17 protein-coding genes are annotated in these 18,863 nt (G+C 37.5%); 2 read left to right on the top strand and 15 right to left on the bottom strand.

What is annotated here, in order from left to right:
• Positions 1-259: 259 nt before the first annotated feature.
• From ACFO5Y_RS09900 to ACFO5Y_RS09850, 11 genes are all read right to left on the bottom strand, one after another.
• Entirely contained in the window at positions 260-424 is a 165-nt protein-coding gene (locus tag ACFO5Y_RS09900) for a hypothetical protein (protein ID WP_197104334.1), read from the bottom strand.
• A 1-nt stretch (position 425) separates the two neighbouring features.
• On the bottom strand, positions 426-1,826 hold the full coding sequence (locus ACFO5Y_RS09895) for a PTS sugar transporter subunit IIC (RefSeq protein ID WP_231606866.1): 1,401 nt from the start codon (positions 1,824-1,826) through the stop codon (positions 426-428).
• A 1-nt stretch (position 1,827) separates the two neighbouring features.
• Positions 1,828-3,261, bottom strand: coding sequence for a glycoside hydrolase family 1 protein (locus tag ACFO5Y_RS09890; RefSeq protein ID WP_197104335.1), 1,434 nt, complete (start codon positions 3,259-3,261; stop codon positions 1,828-1,830).
• Positions 3,261-3,701, bottom strand: coding sequence for a DUF3284 domain-containing protein (locus tag ACFO5Y_RS09885; protein ID WP_171031330.1), 441 nt, complete (start codon positions 3,699-3,701; stop codon positions 3,261-3,263). Before ACFO5Y_RS09885 ends, ACFO5Y_RS09890 begins: the two co-directional genes overlap by 1 nt.
• A gap of 9 nt (positions 3,702-3,710) precedes the next feature.
• Entirely contained in the window at positions 3,711-4,037 is a 327-nt protein-coding gene (locus ACFO5Y_RS09880; RefSeq protein WP_197104336.1) for a PTS lactose/cellobiose transporter subunit IIA, read from the bottom strand.
• A 36-nt stretch (positions 4,038-4,073) separates the two neighbouring features.
• On the bottom strand, positions 4,074-4,382 hold the full coding sequence (locus tag ACFO5Y_RS09875) for a PTS sugar transporter subunit IIB (protein ID WP_138404875.1): 309 nt from the start codon (positions 4,380-4,382) through the stop codon (positions 4,074-4,076).
• A 3-nt stretch (positions 4,383-4,385) separates the two neighbouring features.
• Positions 4,386-6,407: a BglG family transcription antiterminator gene (locus tag ACFO5Y_RS09870; RefSeq protein WP_197104337.1), complete on the bottom strand. Its 2,022-nt coding sequence runs from the start codon at positions 6,405-6,407 to the stop codon at positions 4,386-4,388.
• A gap of 32 nt (positions 6,408-6,439) precedes the next feature.
• Positions 6,440-7,816: a glycoside hydrolase family 1 protein gene (locus tag ACFO5Y_RS09865; RefSeq protein ID WP_197104338.1), complete on the bottom strand. Its 1,377-nt coding sequence runs from the start codon at positions 7,814-7,816 to the stop codon at positions 6,440-6,442.
• 533 nt (positions 7,817-8,349) lie between these two features.
• Entirely contained in the window at positions 8,350-10,533 is a 2,184-nt protein-coding gene (locus ACFO5Y_RS09860; RefSeq protein ID WP_197104339.1) for a PTS sugar transporter subunit IIABC, read from the bottom strand.
• A gap of 240 nt (positions 10,534-10,773) precedes the next feature.
• Positions 10,774-11,838, bottom strand: coding sequence for an acyltransferase family protein (locus ACFO5Y_RS09855; protein WP_197104340.1), 1,065 nt, complete (start codon positions 11,836-11,838; stop codon positions 10,774-10,776).
• Positions 11,839-11,911: 73 nt separating this feature from the next.
• The gene (locus ACFO5Y_RS09850; RefSeq protein WP_197104341.1) at positions 11,912-12,499 is read right to left on the bottom strand and encodes a YdcF family protein; all 588 of its coding nucleotides are present in this window, start codon (positions 12,497-12,499) and stop codon (positions 11,912-11,914) included.
• 136 nt (positions 12,500-12,635) lie between these two features.
• On the opposite strand from ACFO5Y_RS09850, the gene ACFO5Y_RS09845 reads away from it, so the two are divergent.
• Positions 12,636-13,247: a DUF2179 domain-containing protein gene (locus ACFO5Y_RS09845; protein ID WP_197104342.1), complete on the top strand. Its 612-nt coding sequence runs from the start codon at positions 12,636-12,638 to the stop codon at positions 13,245-13,247.
• A gap of 22 nt (positions 13,248-13,269) precedes the next feature.
• Complete coding sequence (locus tag ACFO5Y_RS09840) at positions 13,270-14,127, top strand: fructosamine kinase family protein (protein WP_197104343.1); 858 nt, start codon at positions 13,270-13,272, stop codon at positions 14,125-14,127.
• A 44-nt stretch (positions 14,128-14,171) separates the two neighbouring features.
• On the opposite strand, the gene ACFO5Y_RS09835 is transcribed toward ACFO5Y_RS09840, so the two are convergent.
• From ACFO5Y_RS09835 to ACFO5Y_RS09820, 4 genes are all read right to left on the bottom strand, one after another.
• Positions 14,172-14,345, bottom strand: coding sequence for a tautomerase family protein (locus ACFO5Y_RS09835; RefSeq protein WP_197104344.1), 174 nt, complete (start codon positions 14,343-14,345; stop codon positions 14,172-14,174).
• Positions 14,346-14,565: 220 nt separating this feature from the next.
• The gene (locus tag ACFO5Y_RS09830) at positions 14,566-15,804 is read right to left on the bottom strand and encodes a mechanosensitive ion channel (protein WP_197104345.1); all 1,239 of its coding nucleotides are present in this window, start codon (positions 15,802-15,804) and stop codon (positions 14,566-14,568) included.
• A gap of 197 nt (positions 15,805-16,001) precedes the next feature.
• Positions 16,002-16,904, bottom strand: a complete 903-nt coding sequence (locus tag ACFO5Y_RS09825) for an SDR family oxidoreductase (RefSeq protein WP_197104346.1) — start codon at positions 16,902-16,904, stop codon at positions 16,002-16,004.
• Positions 16,905-17,064: 160 nt separating this feature from the next.
• Positions 17,065-18,234: a nucleotide sugar dehydrogenase gene (locus ACFO5Y_RS09820; protein ID WP_197104347.1), complete on the bottom strand. Its 1,170-nt coding sequence runs from the start codon at positions 18,232-18,234 to the stop codon at positions 17,065-17,067.
• Positions 18,235-18,863: the final 629 nt, after the last annotated feature.

The raw sequence follows: 18,863 nt of genomic DNA, 5'->3' as shown, positions 1-18,863 counted from the left end.
AATCCTTTCCAAAAATAAAAACCTAAACATATGCAAATAAAAGTGGGTCCACCCCAGCAAATCTTTCACTTACATATATTTAGGTTTTGCCTGCATAGTCAGTAACAATCCTTTTAAAGTTATTATACCTATACTATTTTAAATTGCAACTGTTTTTATAAACTTTTATTAACAATTGCTTTCATAAACAAATCCTCCACCCAGTCTCAAGACCAAGTGGAGGTATCGTGTAAAAATTTAATAGAGTCATGTATTTAATCTAGTTTTTCTTTGTTTTCTTGCGATCTTTTCTCAGTAAATACCAGCCGTAAAAGACAAATGTTACTCCGGTAATAATAGTCGGAATATTATTTTCCACGGTTGTACTTAGACAAATGATTGCGAAACCTACAGCAACAATCGCTGTTTTCCATTTTGAATCCATATTAATTCACAGACTCAATCGTTGTGTCGTCTACTTTCACTCGATTGGCTGCAATGACAAACGGTGCATAGATGAAAAATGCCACGACAATATTAAAGAGTGATAGGACAGCTGCTCCAAAACTACCACCGGTAGCAAGGTATGCGTATAGTCCTGGAGGTGTAATCCAAGGAACTGCTAAGAATACTGGCGGAACCCATCCCCATGAAGTTACAAGATAAGCAATCGTAACCAAGATTGGTGGTGTAATTAACCAAGGAATTGCAAATTGTGGGTTTAATACAACCGGCATACCGAAGATGACCGGCTCGTTAATATTGAAAATCCCCATTGGTGCTGATAATTTAGCAATTGTTTTGTGTTCTTCACGTTTCGAGAACCAAAGAATGGCGATAATTAAAGCAAGTGTTGCTCCTGAACCACCCATTTGTGCATAAGCATCGAATGATCCACGTGTCCAGTCCCAAGGTAATTGAGCGATATCACGTGTAGTTTCATAGATGGCAGTATTCTCGTTTAAGGCTGCTCCGTATACTCCGTCCATAATTGGTGCAAGAACGTTGTGTCCATGTAAACCAAAGAACCAGAATAATTGAACTAAGAATGTTAATAAGATAACACTTCCGATACCTTGTGATAAGCCCATTAATGGTAATTGAATGTATTGAGAAATTAAATCATTCAGTGATAAACCAGTCAATGATAAAGCTAAATAACCAATGATAGCTGAAGCATAAATGGCAACTGTACCTGGAATAATAGCAGCGAATGCTTTATTAACTGCTGGTGGTACTGTATCTGGCATCTTGATCGTGATGTTCTTACGCATTAAGTATGAATAAATCATCGTTGAGATCATCCCAATAATTAATGCACTGAATAATCCAGTCGCACCTAGATAATTTAAGGCCAGACCGGTTGTGTTTGTCATTAAACTCGACACCCCATCGGTCTCAGACACTGTCATTCCAAATTCTGTCAGTGATGAAATGACTGATCCATCAACGCCTGATAAATCAGTTGCTACATCAATCGTTTGAGGTACAACAGCTAGGAAACTGGCGAATGAGATTAATCCTCCGGCAAGTGAATTCACGCCGTAGCTTTCTGCTAAGTTGCTACCGAGTGAGAATGCGAAGAACATCGCCATTAAGGCAATCGTTCCGGCATACACGTAACTGTTAATTTCAACAATCGGTGCCATAGCAGATAAGAAGCCATCCCACCTTAAGTTTGTTGGTAAGTCACGTAAGAATACGTTAAGTAATACAGCAATTGAACCCGCCATCGTTATCGGCATCGCCGCAATAAATGAGTCACGAATTGCGACTAAGTGGCGTTGAGATCCGATTCTACCTGAGATCTCCATAAATTTGTCTGTAAGATTGTCTTTAAACGACATATTAATTTACCTCCTTGTTAAATTGTTCTATTAAATTTTTATACCAATAGTAACTATCTTTTTTATAACGTGTTAACTTCGCTGTCGCATCATCTTCTTCACGGTCAACGTACACAAAACCGTAACGCTTTTGATACCCATTCAGCCATGACAGTAAATCCGTGTAAGACCAAGTACAGTAACCAATCACGTCTGAACCTTCTTGGATAGCTTCTCCAATCGCATCCACATGGTCACTAATGTATTTGATACGGTAGTCATCATGAATTTCTTTGTCTTCTGTTAACTTGTCATACTCACCCAGACCATTTTCCGTAATCATAATTGGAATGTCATAACGATTGGTAATGCGTTTAATACCTAGTTTCAAACCTTGCGGATCAATTTCCCAATCCCAATTTGTTCGTTCGACGAATGGGTTTTGCACGCGTTTGAAAAGTCCTGGCATACCTGATTCTTCCGAAGATCCCTTTTCGCCGGTTGTATTCATCTTCCCAACTGATACTCCATCCACTGGATTATAAGCAACTGTATTCGTTTGATAATAATTTATTCCTAAAAAGTCAGGTCGGGCATCGGCAAGGATTTCATCATCACCTTCTTGGATATCAATATGAATATCCATACCCTCAAGCGCTTTCAATACTGTCTTAGGATATTTTCCATTAATGTACATATCCATCCACCATGAGCTGTTAAAGGCTTCATAGTTTTCAGTGGCGATTACATTCTCTGGCTTCGAATCAATGGAATAGGCTGGATTGTAAGCAAAACTTGGTCCGATTTGCCCAGGAACTTTCATTTCACGAAACTTTTTAATTGTTAATGCATTCGCTAAGTTCGCATTATGGTTGGCATTATACATGCGCTGGTAACTGTGGACTTTCGGTGGGTGTAATTCTTGAACATAACCTAAAGTCATAAAGATATTTTGCTCATTTAATGTCACCCAATACTTAACGCGGTCGCCGAAAGCTTCAAAGAGAACGGCGGAATAATTAACAAAGTCATCCACAATTTGGCGTGATTCCCATCCACCATACTCTTCTTGTAACACTTGCGGTAAATCCCAATGATAAATCGTCACTACCGGCTCAATATCATGGGCAAGCAGTTCATCAATTAGGTCTGAATAGAACTGGATACCCGCTTGGTTTACTTCCCCGCGGCCTTGAGGTAAGATTCGCGTCCAAGCAATAGAGAATCGGTAAGCTTTTAAGCCTTGTTCTGCCATTAAAGCAACATCTTCTTTGTAACGGTGATAATGATCGACAGCTAAGTTACCATTCGTTCCTTTAAAAGTTGTTCCTGGAATGCGAACATAGCGGTCCCAAATTGATTCACTTTTACCATCTTTATCCCAAGCGCCTTCTACTTGGTAAGCTGCCGAAGCAGATCCCCATAGAAAGCCTTTTGGAAAGTTTTTTACTGTCATTAGCTTCCCTTCCTTACTTTAGAATGTCTTATTAAATTATCGACTTGTGCTTCCATCCGTTTTTGAAATTTCTTCTTAAATAATGGATACAATAGTTTGTTATTCCATTTAGTGAAAAAATCCGTATTCACGTATTCTTCTCGGTAAGTCACCTCTATTTCATTGTCATCTTTTGGTTCAACTAAGTATTCAATAATATTATCTCCTCGATTCGAAGATAACTTCACTCGGTAATGAAGTGGAAAAGTCATCTCTTCCACTTCAATAAGCACTTTTTGTTTATTGTCTTTGCCAAAATGTTTTGTGTACTTGAGTCCTGGTTGAATATCTAACACATTTATGGCTTTTTTAGTATTACTTTGATAATCTGCTTTGAAAGAATTTCTTAGAAGATGAAAGAAATCTTCCGAATGTGCATCATATACTTTTGTAATTTCCAATCCTTTCACCTACTTTTCTAAGGCAGCGAATTTTTTATGAATATCAATCACTTCTTTGGCTAAATCAATAAAGGTAATCGCGTTCATCAAATGATCTTGTCCGTGGATTAATAATAAAGACACTTCCATCGATTCGCCTTGAGCTTCATTGGTTAATAAACTTGTTTGAGATTGATGCGCTGTGACTAAAGATTCACTCGCTTCAGCAATCTTCGCTTCAGCAGTTTCAAAATCATTTTCTTTAGCTGCTTCAATGGCTTCAATCGCTTTTCCTTTAGCATCTCCGCCGTACATAATTAAGCCCATAATAGCTTCTAAATTTACTGGTTCACTCATTTGTCTGTACTCCTATCTGTCCATTCCGTTTCTTTTTTAGTCAAGCAGGGAAAGTGCTAAAGCTAGAACTTTCTCTCCATCCATTCTTCCATAATCTGCCATTGGAATATCTGTCACTTGAATCTCTGGTTCATAAGCGGCTTTGAATTTTTTAACGACGAATTTTACTTGCGGTCCAACTAAGATGGCTTCGATGTTATTCTTTTTAATGTTTTCATCCACTTCTGATAATGATACTGCCCAAATTTTCGCGTCGACACCTTGAGCTTCAGCGGCTTTTTGCATTTTTGTTACTAACATACTTGTTGACATACCTGCGTTACAAACTAACATAATCTCTTTCATATTCTATTTCTCCTTTTGCTTTGTATGATTTTTTATAAATTTTTCTTTAAAATGTTCAAAACTGGGCTCTTCCAATAACTCAGCCTGATCGGCTTCATTGTCGATTAAATCAACGAAGTAATCCGTCACTTGACTTAAGCCTTTATTCATCACTTTTGACGGTGACATTAAAATAATAAACTTGACTGCTTGGTGATCCTCATCCCAATACATCCCTTCTGGTACAATGGCTATCGCCATCTCGCTATGCACTGTTAAGGCAATCGACGGATGTGGAAAGGCGATTGTATCTGAGAAAGCGAGGGAACCAAAACGTTCTCTCAGTTCAATATGTTTAATAAATTCATTCACTTGCGACGGTGTTTGACAACCCGTTAAGCTGCTCACTAATTCTTTCAAAAGTGTGTCGCGCGTCTGCGGCCCTGATGTGACTAAATATCTATCTTCACTAAAGTAAGTGTCAAATAATCGCAGGGCATGGTTTTCAGCCAGTAATTTCGGTGTTACGAAACTGTCTGTTGAACTCCGGTCTTTAATATAAGCATCAATTTGAGCAATGTCTGATTCGGTTAAAAAGACACTGACACGAACGACTGGAATTGAGAAGAAAGACACTGAAATATCAATCGTTGAGACGATTAAATTCACATCTTCCAATTGACTCTCATTCAGTTGATAGTAACTAATGACATCTACAATTTGAATACTTTGACCAAATTCATTCTCTAATCGGTTGCGAAGCATTTGCGCACTTCCCATTCCGGTAGAACAAATCACGATCACTTTCAAACGTTGACTTTGACGGAACCGCTCAACTGACGCCAGCATATGTAAGGTAATATAAGCCCATTCATGATTATCAATCTCAAAGTCTTTTAATAGAGGCATTTGAGAAAAGTACCGTTTCGTTTCATTGAATACGGGGGCGTATTTTTCATATACTTCCTCGTATAGGGGATTCTTTAATGGAATGTCCATCTTCAACCGAGTCAGTAACGGTTCAAAATGCGCCTCCAATCCCATCACAATCATGGGATCCATACTAAATTGCATCTCACTACTTTCCTCAATCAGTGATAAAACTTCAATAATCTGGTTTTGTAACTCCGTCTTACTTGCTTCCGGATCATCGGCTTTATCATGTTTAGATTTAGACTTCAGATGGAGGGCAATGTAGTTGGCTTCATCATCTGGAAACGTCACATCCGCTAATGTTTCCACTCGCTTTACGATACGGTCCGCAATTTCAATCTCATAACTAATATCCAGACTTTGCTTACTTCGAAAGGAATCAATCGTCTTACCTGCCTTAATTCGTACAATGGCTAAAGCAAGGTGTAAGACAAGATTCTGTAATACATAATCAGATAATTGAATTGCGCCATTGCGACATTCTTCTAAAACTATAATAAATAATGACTCAATCGATAAATCTAAGCCTGCAAAATGGTCATGATTAAAGTCCATAAAGTAATCGATTTGCTTTGAATCAAAAAAGTAATTCAAGATAAAGCGTCTTTTCTCAATTTCAGGTCCTTCAACAGATACCCCTTCATTCACATTGTTACGTAAAGTTAAATCATAATGACTGAAGAAGTTGCGTATGTTTTGCAGAGCGTGCATAATCGTTGATGTACTAACAAATAACTCAATCGCATATTCATCTACCGTAAACAACTGATCTTCTAAGAAAATCTTGTTTAAAATGAATCGTTCTCGGTCTTTCGCTTCCGTCATAGACAGAACATCAGAAGGGTTGCGTCGGTTAGAACTCAACTCTTCTAACATCCGGTTAAACTTCACGCTGTCAGTGACTTTTAATTTGAAGCCATAGCCTTTTTTCGTTTCGATTTTCCCACCGTGTTCTGGTAGAAATTGTTTAATATTCTTAATATATTTGCGGGCGGTTCGGTCTGACACACTAATGTGTTCGCCAATCAACGTACTTGATAGATATTCTTCTGATTTCTTATATAAAAACTGTATTATCTGAGCGTCTTTACTATTTATGGGTAAATTACTCATCTTTAATTCTCACCTTCTAAAGGTATACTAGCTTAAAAGCCGTTGTTCTCGCTCAATTCTTTAAACCAGTAACCTGATTTTTTCATTGTTTTCTCTTGTGTTTCTAAATCTAATTCGACTAAGCCATAACGGTTTTTGTAAGCATTTAACCATGACCAGCAGTCAATAAATGTCCATAACATATAACCATGGCAGTTTGCGCCGTCTTGAATGGCTCGGTGTAATTCTTTTAAATGATTTTGGATAAATTCAATGCGGTAGTCATCTTGAATCATACCGTCTACTTTAAATTTCTCTTCGCCTTCAACCCCCATACCATTCTCAGTCAAGATCCATTCGATGTTATCGTAATTTTCTTTAATATCCATCGCGATATCATAAATACCTTGTTCGTAAATCTCCCAACCGCGGTGTGGATTAATTTTTCTACCTGGCATAATGTAGTTGTCGAAGTAATTCTCTAAACCTAATGCAACATCAATGTCACCTGTATGTGACGGTGCTTGTACACGTAATGGTTGATAGTAATTTACACCTAAGAAATCGACCGTGTTGTTTTTGATAATGTCTAATTCTTCGTCGGTATACTCTGGTAAAGCATTTGCGTCTTTAACAATTTGTACTAATTCCTCTGGATACTCACCTTTCACTGATGGATCTAAGAAGCTTTTCGCTTGGAATAATTCCGCAATGCGCGCTGCTTTCTTATCTTCAGGGCTATCACTTTTCGGATACGCCGGCGTTAAATTAAGGATGACACTAATTCGGTGATCTGGATTCAATCGGTGACACGCTTCAACTGCCATTGAACTCGCAAGTTGTGTATTGTACCCGACTTGAATCGCTGCTTTAAAGTCATGTTTGGCTGGATAATGAAAGTCACCTAAGTAACCTGCTTCAACTGGTACGATGGGCTCATTGAATGTAAACCAAGTGTCCACCAAATCGCCAAACAGTTCAAAACATGTCGCTGCAAAATCACGGAATGCGTAGACTGTTTCTTTATTTTCCCAGCCGCCTTTTTCTTGTAAGGCATAAGGTAAATCAAAGTGGTATAAATTCATCATCAACTTGATGCCCTTAGCATTAATGCGTTCGAATACATCACGGTAAAACTCAACTGCTTGTTGGTTCACTTCCCCAACACCTTCAGGAATTAATCGTGACCATTGGATCGATGTTCTAAAGGTTGTATGTCCCGTTTGTTCAAGAAAATCAATATCCTCTTTATAGTTCTTATAAAATGTTGACGTGCGACCAGGTCCAACGCCATTATGGAATTTCTCTGGTGCTTCTTGGAACCAATAGTCCCAATTGCTCATCCCTTTACCGTCTCCTGGCTCCACTCCTTCACTTTGTGGACCTGAAGTTGATGTCCCCCACAAGAACCCATCTGGAAATTTATACATATATATCTGCCTCCTTGAAATTTATAACGACTTTATTGCTTTCTTCCGTAAGTAATTTAAGTACTGGAAATATGTCTGCTATAACTTATAAATCTATTCTATTTCTCTCGAAGCGCAATGTAAATGCTTTCATAGTTAAACATTTTCCTTTATGAAGCGGAAGAGGAAGCTATAACCCTTGATTGGTGTGCTTTCTTCAGTAGAAGCGGAAGAATAATTTTGTAATGTTCCGGTTAAACGCCTCAGCTGGATGAATTAATTTAAATTCCTCCGGTTGAACGCCGTAGCTGGAACAATTCATTTAGATTCCTCCAGTTAATCACCGCAGCTGGAACAATTCATTTAGATTCCTCCAGTTAATCACCGCAGCTGGAACAATTCATTTAGATACCTCCAGTTAAACGCCGTAGCTGGAACAATTTGTTTAGATTCCTCCAGTTAAACGCTGTCATCCCTAACAAGGCAAAGAAACCGCTAGTACCTTTTCCGATACTAGCGGTTTCTTTGTAAACTTTAGTTATTAATTCCAATCATTAATCAATTGTAATTAACTCGTCACCTGCGTTAACTGTTTCTAACTCAGAAGCAGAGACATTGTTATAGTTTGCTGTGTTTGTTACAACAACAGGTGTAATTGTTGAGTAACCAGCTTCTTTAATTAGATCGATATCGAATTTAACTAATTTTTGTCCAACAGTTACTTCTTCGTCTGCATCAACTAACACATTGAAGCCTTTACCGTCTAAATTAACTGTATCAAGACCGATGTGAATTAAGATTTCAGCGCCAGCTTCAGTTTGTAAACCAATCGCATGACCTGTTGGGAATACAGTAACAACTTTACCATTAACTGGTGATACAACTTCGCCAACCGTTGGCTCAATTGCTGCCCCTTTACCTAATGCTTCACTTGCAAAAGCTGCGTCTGGAACATCTGTTAATGCAACCACACGACCTGTTAATGGACTTGCAATTCCTTCAACTGTTTGTTCAGTTTCTTCTTTTGCTGGAGTTGCTTTTGGCTCTTCATCCACAACTACTTCTGCTTCTTGAGAAGTAGCTTCAGTGACTTGAATTTCACCTTTGTTAACACGGTTAATATAATCTTCTAAGTCAGTCGCAATTCCACCAACTTGAGTACCATAGATAACTTGTACAGATTTACCACTTACAGTAACTCCAGCAGCACCTGTACGACGTAATTGTGCTTGATTCACTTGCTCGCCATCTTCAACTGTTACACGTAGACGTGTTGCACAGTTAGTAAAGCTTGCTAAGTTGTCTTGTCCACCAAGACCTTCTAAAATTTGTTGTGAGCGTAACTCCTCTTCAGTTAATTCACCTGTTGATGAAGTGGTTGTTGTTTTAGCAGCTTGACCAATACCATGCTCTTCACGGTACTCATCTTTACTACGTAAACGAGTTTCTTCTTCATCATCTTCACGACCGGGTGTTTTTAAGTCGAATTTCGTAATCGCCCAACGGAATAGTCCGTAGTATACTAATCCCCAAATAAGTGAATAAATCGCTAAGATAATCCAGTTTGTTCGTTCATTACCCGGTAACATACCATATAGGAAGAAGTCTAAGAAACCAGCTGAGAATGTAAACCCAACCCCGATACTTAATAATTCAACCACTACTACTGATAAACCAGCTAATACCGCGTTAACACCAAAGTAAAGTACTGGTGAGGCGAATAGAATTGAGAATTCAATCGGCTCTGTTATACCTGTTACGAACGAAGTTAATGAACTTGAGAATAAAAGACCTTTAACATCAGCTTTACGTTCAGGTTTAGCTGTATGGTACATTGCTAATGCTGCAGCTGGGAAACCAACTAACATCATTGGGAATGCGAATGAGAAGTATTTAGCCGCTTCTGGACTAATAACGTCACCATTTTGTAATTGAGCGAAGACAATGTTTTGCGCTCCGTTAACTACTTCACCAGCAACCTCAATAGAACCACCCATTGCTGTTTGCCAGAATGGTAAGTAGAACACGTGGTGTAAGCCGAATGGGATTAATGCACGGTATACGTAACCGTAGAAGAATCCACCAATTGGACCTGATCCTGCGATTGTCTCACCTAACCAAGCGATTCCCCCACCGATGAATGGCCAAACGAAGGCTAAGATTGCACCAACGATTAAAGCAGCAACGGTTGAGATAATTGGAACAAAGTGAGTTCCCGCGAAGAATGATAAAGCATCTGGGAATTTAACACGGTAGAATTTGTTGTGTAAGTAAGCAACAACTAAACCGATAATAATCCCACCGAATACTCCTGTATTCAATGTTTCTTCAAAACCTAAGACTGAACCAACTAAACCGTTGATCTCTTTTAATGACTCAATGTCACCAAAGTTTGCCAACGTACTAGTAATTGATTGATACATGACTAAGTAACCAATAACGGCTGAAAGTGCCGCAACCTCTTTACGGGCAGTAGCTAAACTACTCGACACCGCAATTGCGAATAACAATGCCAGATTTCCAAAAATAATGTCTCCAACATCAGTCAAGATACTTAAGATCCCGTTAAGGATTGTACCTTCGCCTAGAATATTTTCTAAGCCCCACTGTGCAATAAATGCGTCCCCAGTAATGGTTGCACCAATACCAAGAAACAGACCAGCTACCGGTAATAAAGCGATCGGTAACATGAAAGATCTACCTAATGTTTGCATTAGGTTAAAGAATTTTCCGTTCATAAAAAACGATTCCCCTTTCAAAATATATATAAATATAGATAAAACCGTACCAATTATACCATTTTTAATATTATGTACAACTGTTAATGTAATGATATTTCATTGAAATTGCTACTATTTTTTTGTAAATAAAATATGATTACGGAGAGGTCAGATGTTTTTTTACTTACTTTTAGCGAATTCAATCGAAAATATGGAATTAACAGCAAAAATCGTCAGACAACGAAAAACACACCGAATTTATGACTTCGATGTGCTCTGAGTTAAATCTATTTTATTGTTTGGTTTGCTATTATCATTAAATTTGAAACGCAGTTTCTTTAGCCAATTTTGCATCGGTTCCAAATAAAAGCGGTTGAGTGGCATATATAACAGAAGTGAAAAGACAACTGCGAATAATGTAATCAATACAACGCGAATGGGAAGTGAGTGAATCTGAAGCTTGGGAAAGACGAACAGCAATAGGCCGTATACATTAATACCCAAAGCATGTAAAAGATAAATTTGGTCCGAGTAATCCCCTAATTTCGCAATCACTGTTTCTTGACCTTTGTATCGATTAAAGAATGTGATCACTAAGTAAATCGTTGGAATAAATAATAGTTCGAGATATTGTCCTTGGTAGAAAAAGCCAAAAGTAACAACATAGACAAACATCCAACCAATTAAGACACGCCAGTTATACTTCCAGTAATCCCCTTGCACCCCTACATAATAGCCGATACTTGTATACATCAAGGCTTTTGGGAAGCCCCCGTAACGTAATATATCAGTTAACAGACCATTTTCAAGACAGTAAAGCGATACAAGATATAAGACAAATACACTTACGATTAAGATTCTTGGTGAGTTGATTATCTTATTTAAGCCATACAAACACAAGATACCAAGAAAGCTCGCCCATAAGTACCATAGATGGTAAGAACCAATTGTTCCTTGCGCAAATTGCCGCCACGTTTTAGAACGGAAGATGACCATCACAGCGTCCATGACCGGTTCTTCATACAACCAAGCTTCGAGGCCTGCCATGAGTAAAGACACCACGTAATAAAATAATGAAATAGAAATAAATAAACGTAAAACACTGCTTGCGTACTTTAACATGTATGCATTTGTTCGGCTTGACAATATATAACCTGTAATTGCGAAGAACAAAGGAACAGCGTAGTTAAATATAGCACGAGGCCATTGTAGTTCAATCAAAGGTTCGTTATATGCCGAATCGATAAATGCAAATACATGAATGAGTACTACTCCAATAGCAGCAACAAACTTCACCTTATCAATATTGTAATTTTTTGACATGTAATCCCCCTATTCAATTTTTTAGAAAATACATAATACCGCTTCTAAATTCAAAAGTCTAAAGAAATGACTATTAATCTAAATCCAAGAAGTGATATAAGCCAAATAGATAACCATAATATTTATATATTTCACGACGCCCTGCACTGCGAAGTCCAGGTGTATCAAGATAAGTAATGACTTCCCCTTCATTCGTATAAACGTAAGCTGAAATATAAGTTAAATCAAAGTCATAATGACGGTTTACTCGCTCATAAATCATGCGTGTCCGTCTCGTATGGTAATCAGATGTGACGACTAATGCAGAGCCCCAGCCGTTCTCCTCCATTAATTCTAATGTGTTTACGGCATTTGTGTAGGTACTTGTTGCTTCATTTTCAGCGATAATCTGATCTTCTCTCACACCTGCATTTTGATAGTGAGGTAAAAGATTTAAGTTCTCTCCATAAAGAGGTGAGACAATAATTCGGTCGGATAGTGAATAACCATCGAGTAATAGTCGGCCAGCTTGATCCTCACGCCCATCTCCACCTTCAGGTACGATGATCACATCGCTGAGTACGGGAGTCTCTCCAACATCTAAATTGAAGTAGAGCCATACAGCATGCCAAGACCAAAACAATACAATCAGAACTGCTAATTGCTTTAACCTTTTCTTCATAGTTTTACCTCTTTTCAAATGATAACTTATTTTATCATAACCTATAAATATAGCTACAAACAGCGAGTTAATTTACATAAAATTTAATTTACTGTAACATTTACTTTAGAGATTATTAAAAGGAGGCCTTTGATTTATGAACTGGCTTGTATTAGGACAAATTTTTGCCATCAACTTAGTATATATTATGCTAAACACGATTCGAACATTACTGACGATGCGAGGTTACCGAAACCTTGCTCCGATCTTAGCTATTATCGAAATAACGATTTACACACTCGGCTTATCAATGGTGATGTCATACATTGAAGAAAACATCATGTACCTCATCTTTTACGCTTTAGGTTTTGGCGTTGGAATTTACTTAGGTATGTTAGTAGAGGACCGGATTGCTTTAGGTTATTCTGTCATGCAAGTATTTACTGATGATGACAACCATGTGCTGGCTGATTCCTTGCGGGAACGTGGCTATGGGGTGACAATTCAACCTGGTTACGGACGGAATGGAAACCGGTTAGTCTTAACGATTCTCACGCCACGTTCTACTGAGAAAGCCTTGCGTAACACAATTAATGAACTAAACCCGAACGCATTTTTCATCTCATATGATGCAAAATACATTCACGGAGGCTTCTGGACAAAACATATTAGCCCACCACAAATCATTGAAGAAAACTTTGAACAAGACCAAAAAGAAGGCTTTGAAACGCCAGATGAGGTTATTACTAAAGATGAATATATTGAATAATCAAGAAGGAGGCGCTTATTCAATGAGTCATAACTGGAAAGATGTATTACCTATCGATTCAATTCAAGAAATCATCCCTGTATCAGGAGGCGATGTAAACCAAGCCTTTCGAGTAGAGACAGATTCCAAACCTTACTTCCTACTCGTCCAAGCAGGTCGCAGTGCAGACTTTTATACAGGTGAGATTGCAGGCTTAGAAGAAATGGCTAAAGCTGGAATCACTGTACCGCAGGTCATTGATTCGGGCGAAAACCAAGGTGATGCTTATCTATTACTTAGCTATCTCGAGGAAGGTCAAAATGGGAGTCAACGTGAACTAGGAAGAATGGTTGCCCAATTGCATCAGTATCACTCGGATAATGGTTTGTACGGGTTTGACGCCCCATATGAAGGTGCTGACATTCAGTTCGATAATTCATGGACTGATTCTTGGATAGAGCTTTTTGTAGAAAGAAGGATGGACAAACTACACAGACTGCTTGTGGATAACAACAAATGGAACCAACAACAAAGCGAGACTTATCAACAAGTGAGACAAATTATGGTGGATAACTTAACTCAGCACAAAAGTGACCCTTCATTATTACATGGTGACTTATGGGCAGGTAACTATATGTTCCTGTCTGACGGTAGCCCTGCTTTATTTGACCCCGCTTCTATGTACGGTGACCGCGAATTTGATTTGGGAGCGACTAAAGTATTTGGTGGCTTTAATTCTGACTTCTATGCTGCTTATGATGAAGCTTACCCACTGTCTGAAGGTTCAGAATTGCGCATCGAGTTCTACCGACTTTACTTATTAATGGTTCATCTAAACAAATTTGGTGCAACCTATGAATCATCCGTTGATCAATCGATGAACATCATATTGAATGCATAAAAATACCCCTTGAGACCTGAGGTTCTCAAGGGGCATTTGTGTCTTTAGTAGTCTTCTCCACTGTAAAAGTCTTCTTTAGCCATATCTTCAAAGGTGACGCTAATCGCTTCCTTATTCGCATAGCCTTGATCAATCATCGATTCAATGATTGCTTTTGCTAAAGTTTCTTTCTGTTCTGGTGTGCGTCCTTCTTTAGATTGAATTCGTACAAAAGGCATTCTAATCCCTCCATTGTTGTTTTAGTTTATTATACTCTTTTAGGACAGTTTTGTGCAAAAGATAGTGTTGGTAAGTTTAAATTTAGGAATTTGTTTAGATTCTTCCAGTTAAACACTTCAACTGGAATAATTATTTTATACTCCTCCAGTTGAACACCCTACTCCACTATTTTACACAAAAAAGAAGCCGACTAAAGTTTAGGCGGCTTCTATCAATAGATTAAATTGTATGGTTGTTATTATCTTCAGCTTTGTCGATCTCTTCTTCAATGGCTTTATCCGCTTTGTTTAATTGGCGAGCCGCGAAGTCGCGTCCACCTAAACCAAAGGCTAAGGCTGCTGCAAGACCAGCTGCACCAAGGATAATAATGAATCCTGCATTGACAATTGTTTGAGCGATTTGTAATTGTTCCAAGATCATGAATGCTCCTAAAACGATAATTGCGTAACGGATGATTTCACCAAATAACTTGTTACCCGTTGCTTTTGAAATGAAGTTAGCTAAGATGTTACCACCGATTAATGCAACTGCTAAGATGATGATCGCACTTAATACTAATGGGATGTAAGCAATGATTGCTGCACCAATGGTATTAAGAACTTCTAAGTTTAATACAGAAATTGCTTCAACTAAGAAGAATAACATCAACACACCTTTAACAACTGCAGCTGTAATGTTTGAAATTTTAACGTCAGAAACTTCTGAACGGAAGTTTAAGTAACGTGAGTATTTATCAACACCTGTTGTTGCTAGTAGGTTTTCGATTAAGTCACCTAATAATTTCGCTACAACACCACCAATAATTAGTAATACAGCAGCTGTAATGATATTAGGAATCGCACTTAAGATTTGATTTAATACTGCTACAATCGGTTCTGAAATTGATTGAATACCTAATGTTTCAAGTGCTACAGTTAAAATTGGGATAAAGATTAATACATAAACAACTGTCGCAAGTACTTCTGCAATCTGACCTTCATTGACGTCAGCACCTGTTGTACTACCAGTTAGTTTTGCATACCATTTATCAATGTTTAAACCTAATAATAAGTTACGAACAAGCTTTTTAACGAACTTACAGAAGTAAGCACCAGCGACTAGAATAACAATCGCTGTTAAAATGTTCGGAATATAGCTAAAGAATTTATTAAACATGTTCACGATTGGGTCCATAACGCCACCCACATTTAAACCGTTTAAAATTCCTGGTAAGAAGAATAACAGTGTCGCAAAGTAAACGATTGATCCAACCGTTTCAGTATATTGCTGACCTTCCTCTTCTGTCTTAGCCATGCCCCATGATTGTGTACGGCGACTAAAACCAACCTTCTCTAGTCCTTTAATTGTTAGACGTTTAAGTCCCCAAGCAAGAATTAGAGCTAAAACTAATAGTAATAGTGCTCCGATAATTCCTGGTAACATTGCGTCAAGTGTCGCAAAGAATGATGAAAAATCCATATAATTTCCTCCTAAAATTTTTCTAAATTATATTACTAGTATATCACCTGACATCATAATGTAAAATGATATACTTCTTGCAATGATAAGTTTTCATTGTGTTACAAACAAAAAAAGCTACTTCGTTATATAAATATAACAAAGTAACTTTAGTTATCCAGGGCAATATATTACATTTAACTTATATATAGATTCGTTTATAGACTAATGTCTTGACCACCTGTCACACCATAGATTTGACCTGTGACATAACTCGCTTCTTCTGAAGCTAAAAAGACATAAACCGGTGCTAATTCAACTGGCTGTCCTGCACGTTCAAGTGTTTCAGTTTGACCAAATGTTTCTAAGTCTCCTTCAAGTTTTCCGTCATCTAACTGAAGCGGCGTCCAAATTGGTCCTGGCGCTACTGAATTCACGCGTACCCCTTTTTTACCGAAGTATTTAGACATACCTACCGTAAAGTTAGAAATCGCACCTTTTGTTGCAGCATAATCTAATAGCGATGCGGATGGGTTTGTTGCTTGTACGGAAGTTGTAGTAATAATCGAGCTCCCAGCTTTCAAGTGTTTCTCAGCCGCCTTAACCGCTTCAAACATACTAATAATATTCACTTTGAATGTATCATTTACTTGTTTCATTGATAAGTCGCTTAATTTTGCTTGGGCGATTTGTTGAGCAGAGTTCAGTACTAAGATATCAATCTCACCGAATTCTTCGACAGTTTTGTTGATTAATTCTGTTGCTACGCCTTCTTCACGTAAATCGCCTGGAATTAATAGTGCTTTTCGTCCTTCTGCTTCAATTAATTCGCGAACCTCTTCTGCGTCTGGTTCTTCTCCTGGAAAATACTGAAACGCAACGTCCGCACCTTCACGCGCAAAAGCAATTGCCGCTGCCCGACCTATTCCAGAGTCTGCACCAGTAATTAACGCATGACGTCCTTCTAAACGCCCTTTACCTTTATATGACTCTTCCCCACAATCAGGAACAGGTTTCATATCCTTTTGTAGCGCTGGTGACTTTGCGACATCTTCATTTTTCTCTGAGAAACCGTCTGTATAATATTTTGTTCTCGGATCTTCAATGTTATTGTTTGTCATTATATTGTCCTCCCTTTGCTAAGATAATTTAATTATAACATGATGAATTCTTGACCGTTAAACATCTGCTTACTACTATATAATAAGTGAAACTCATGGTATGAGCTTTACATAAATAAAAGCCATTCACTTCTTATTGAAATGAATGGCTAAATCTAAATTAATTTTCGTTATAAATATCTCTTGTATAAACTTTCTCACGTACTTCTTCAATTTCTTCAGAAATGCGATTCGCTAAAATCACATCAGAAGTTAGATTAAATTCATTAATATCACTAAGGACTCGATACCCTTCAAAAGAGACAGCATTTAAGCTCGGTTCGTAAATAATCACTTCAACCCCTTCAGCACGCATTTCTCTCATAATATCGAAAATCGCAGCCTGACGGAAGTTATCCGAATCTGTCTTCATAGCTAAACGATAAATCCCAACAACTTTAGGCTCTTTTGCTAGAACTTGATTCGCTACAAAGCCTTTACGAGTTGCATTCGAATCAACGATTGCACGTATTAAATTATTTGGTACATCTTTGTAGTTAGCTAACAATTGCTTCGTATCTTTTGGTAGGCAGTATCCACCGTAACCAAAAGATGGATTATTGTAGTAATCACCAATTCGAGGATCTAAACTCACCCCATCAATAATTGCCTTTGTATTCAATCCTTTAGTTTCCGCATACGTATCCAACTCATTAAAATATGACACACGTAATGCTAAGTAGGTATTTGAGAATAATTTCACTGCTTCTGCTTCTGTGGAGTCCATTAATAAAACTTGAACATCATTCGCAATCGCACCTTCCAACATTAAATTTGCGAAAGCTTGACCGCGCTCTGATTTTTCTCCAACAATAATTCTTGAAGGATATAAATTATCCAATAACGCTTTTCCTTCACGAAGAAATTCGGGCGAGAAGACAATATTATTCGTCTTATATTTTTCATTGATTCGACGAGTATAACCTACTGGTATGGTTGATTTAATAATAATAGTCGCGTCGGGTGCATACTCTAACGCATCTTCAATGACGCTTTCTAAAGCAACTGTATTAAAGTGATCCTTCACGTCATCATAATCCGTCGGTGCTGCTACGACAACGAATTCTGGTTTATGACCGAAACCATGCTCTTTATCTGTGGTTGCTTCCAGAGTTAAGTCTTTATTTGTTAAGTAATTTTGAATTTCATTATCCGCTATCGGTGATTTACCTTGGTTAATTAAGTCGACTTTTTCTTGGACGATTTCTAATGCTCGAACGTTGTTGTGTTGTGCTAGTAAAATCGCATTTGAAAGTCCAACGTAACCTAATCCCACTACTGTTATATTCATGTTTCGTTCTCCTTGTTGATTATATATAGTTAAATTCTGTTTAGATACGTGATTATTATAACAGATAGTGAATGAGTTTGGGAAAATGTTCTTTGAGAGGTAAAGGAAAGAAAATAGAAGTAAGACAAAAAACACTAAAAATCAGTAGATTAACAAGACTTCTAGTATTTTATAAAAAACCATTCAATACAACATAGCTCTAAAACACATGTTTATGTATCGTTCTCTCAGTATAAGTTTTGGAATCATTCAATACAACATAGCAAGTTAAAATAAGGCTTAGTCCGTAATCAACTTCTAGGAGTAGCGCTGTCTCGGCGCTTTTTTTGTGTTTATTTATAAATTTAGTTTTATCTTTCACTAAAATTCTATACAATCAAGCGTTCAAGACAGGTAAATTCTAATATTATTTTCTTAATATATTGCCTACATATCATTTTACAACATAAGCTATAAATTTTCATTATGATTATTGTTTTTTATGAAATATTATATAAAAGTAAAGAAAAATAAATATCATACCCCCTATAATTACTTTCAATTTTTGGTTATTTTTTTCGATAAAGTCCATATAATTGTGTAAAAGATAAAAGGCCATGTAACAGCCCTTTTGCGGTACAATGTTTTTA

It is taken from the genome of Ruoffia tabacinasalis, assembly GCF_042652985.1.
Taxonomy (GTDB): domain Bacteria; phylum Bacillota; class Bacilli; order Lactobacillales; family Aerococcaceae; genus Ruoffia; species Ruoffia tabacinasalis.
The sequence above is the reverse complement of the archived record's forward strand: the minus strand, read 5'-3'. Positions and strand labels throughout refer to the sequence as shown.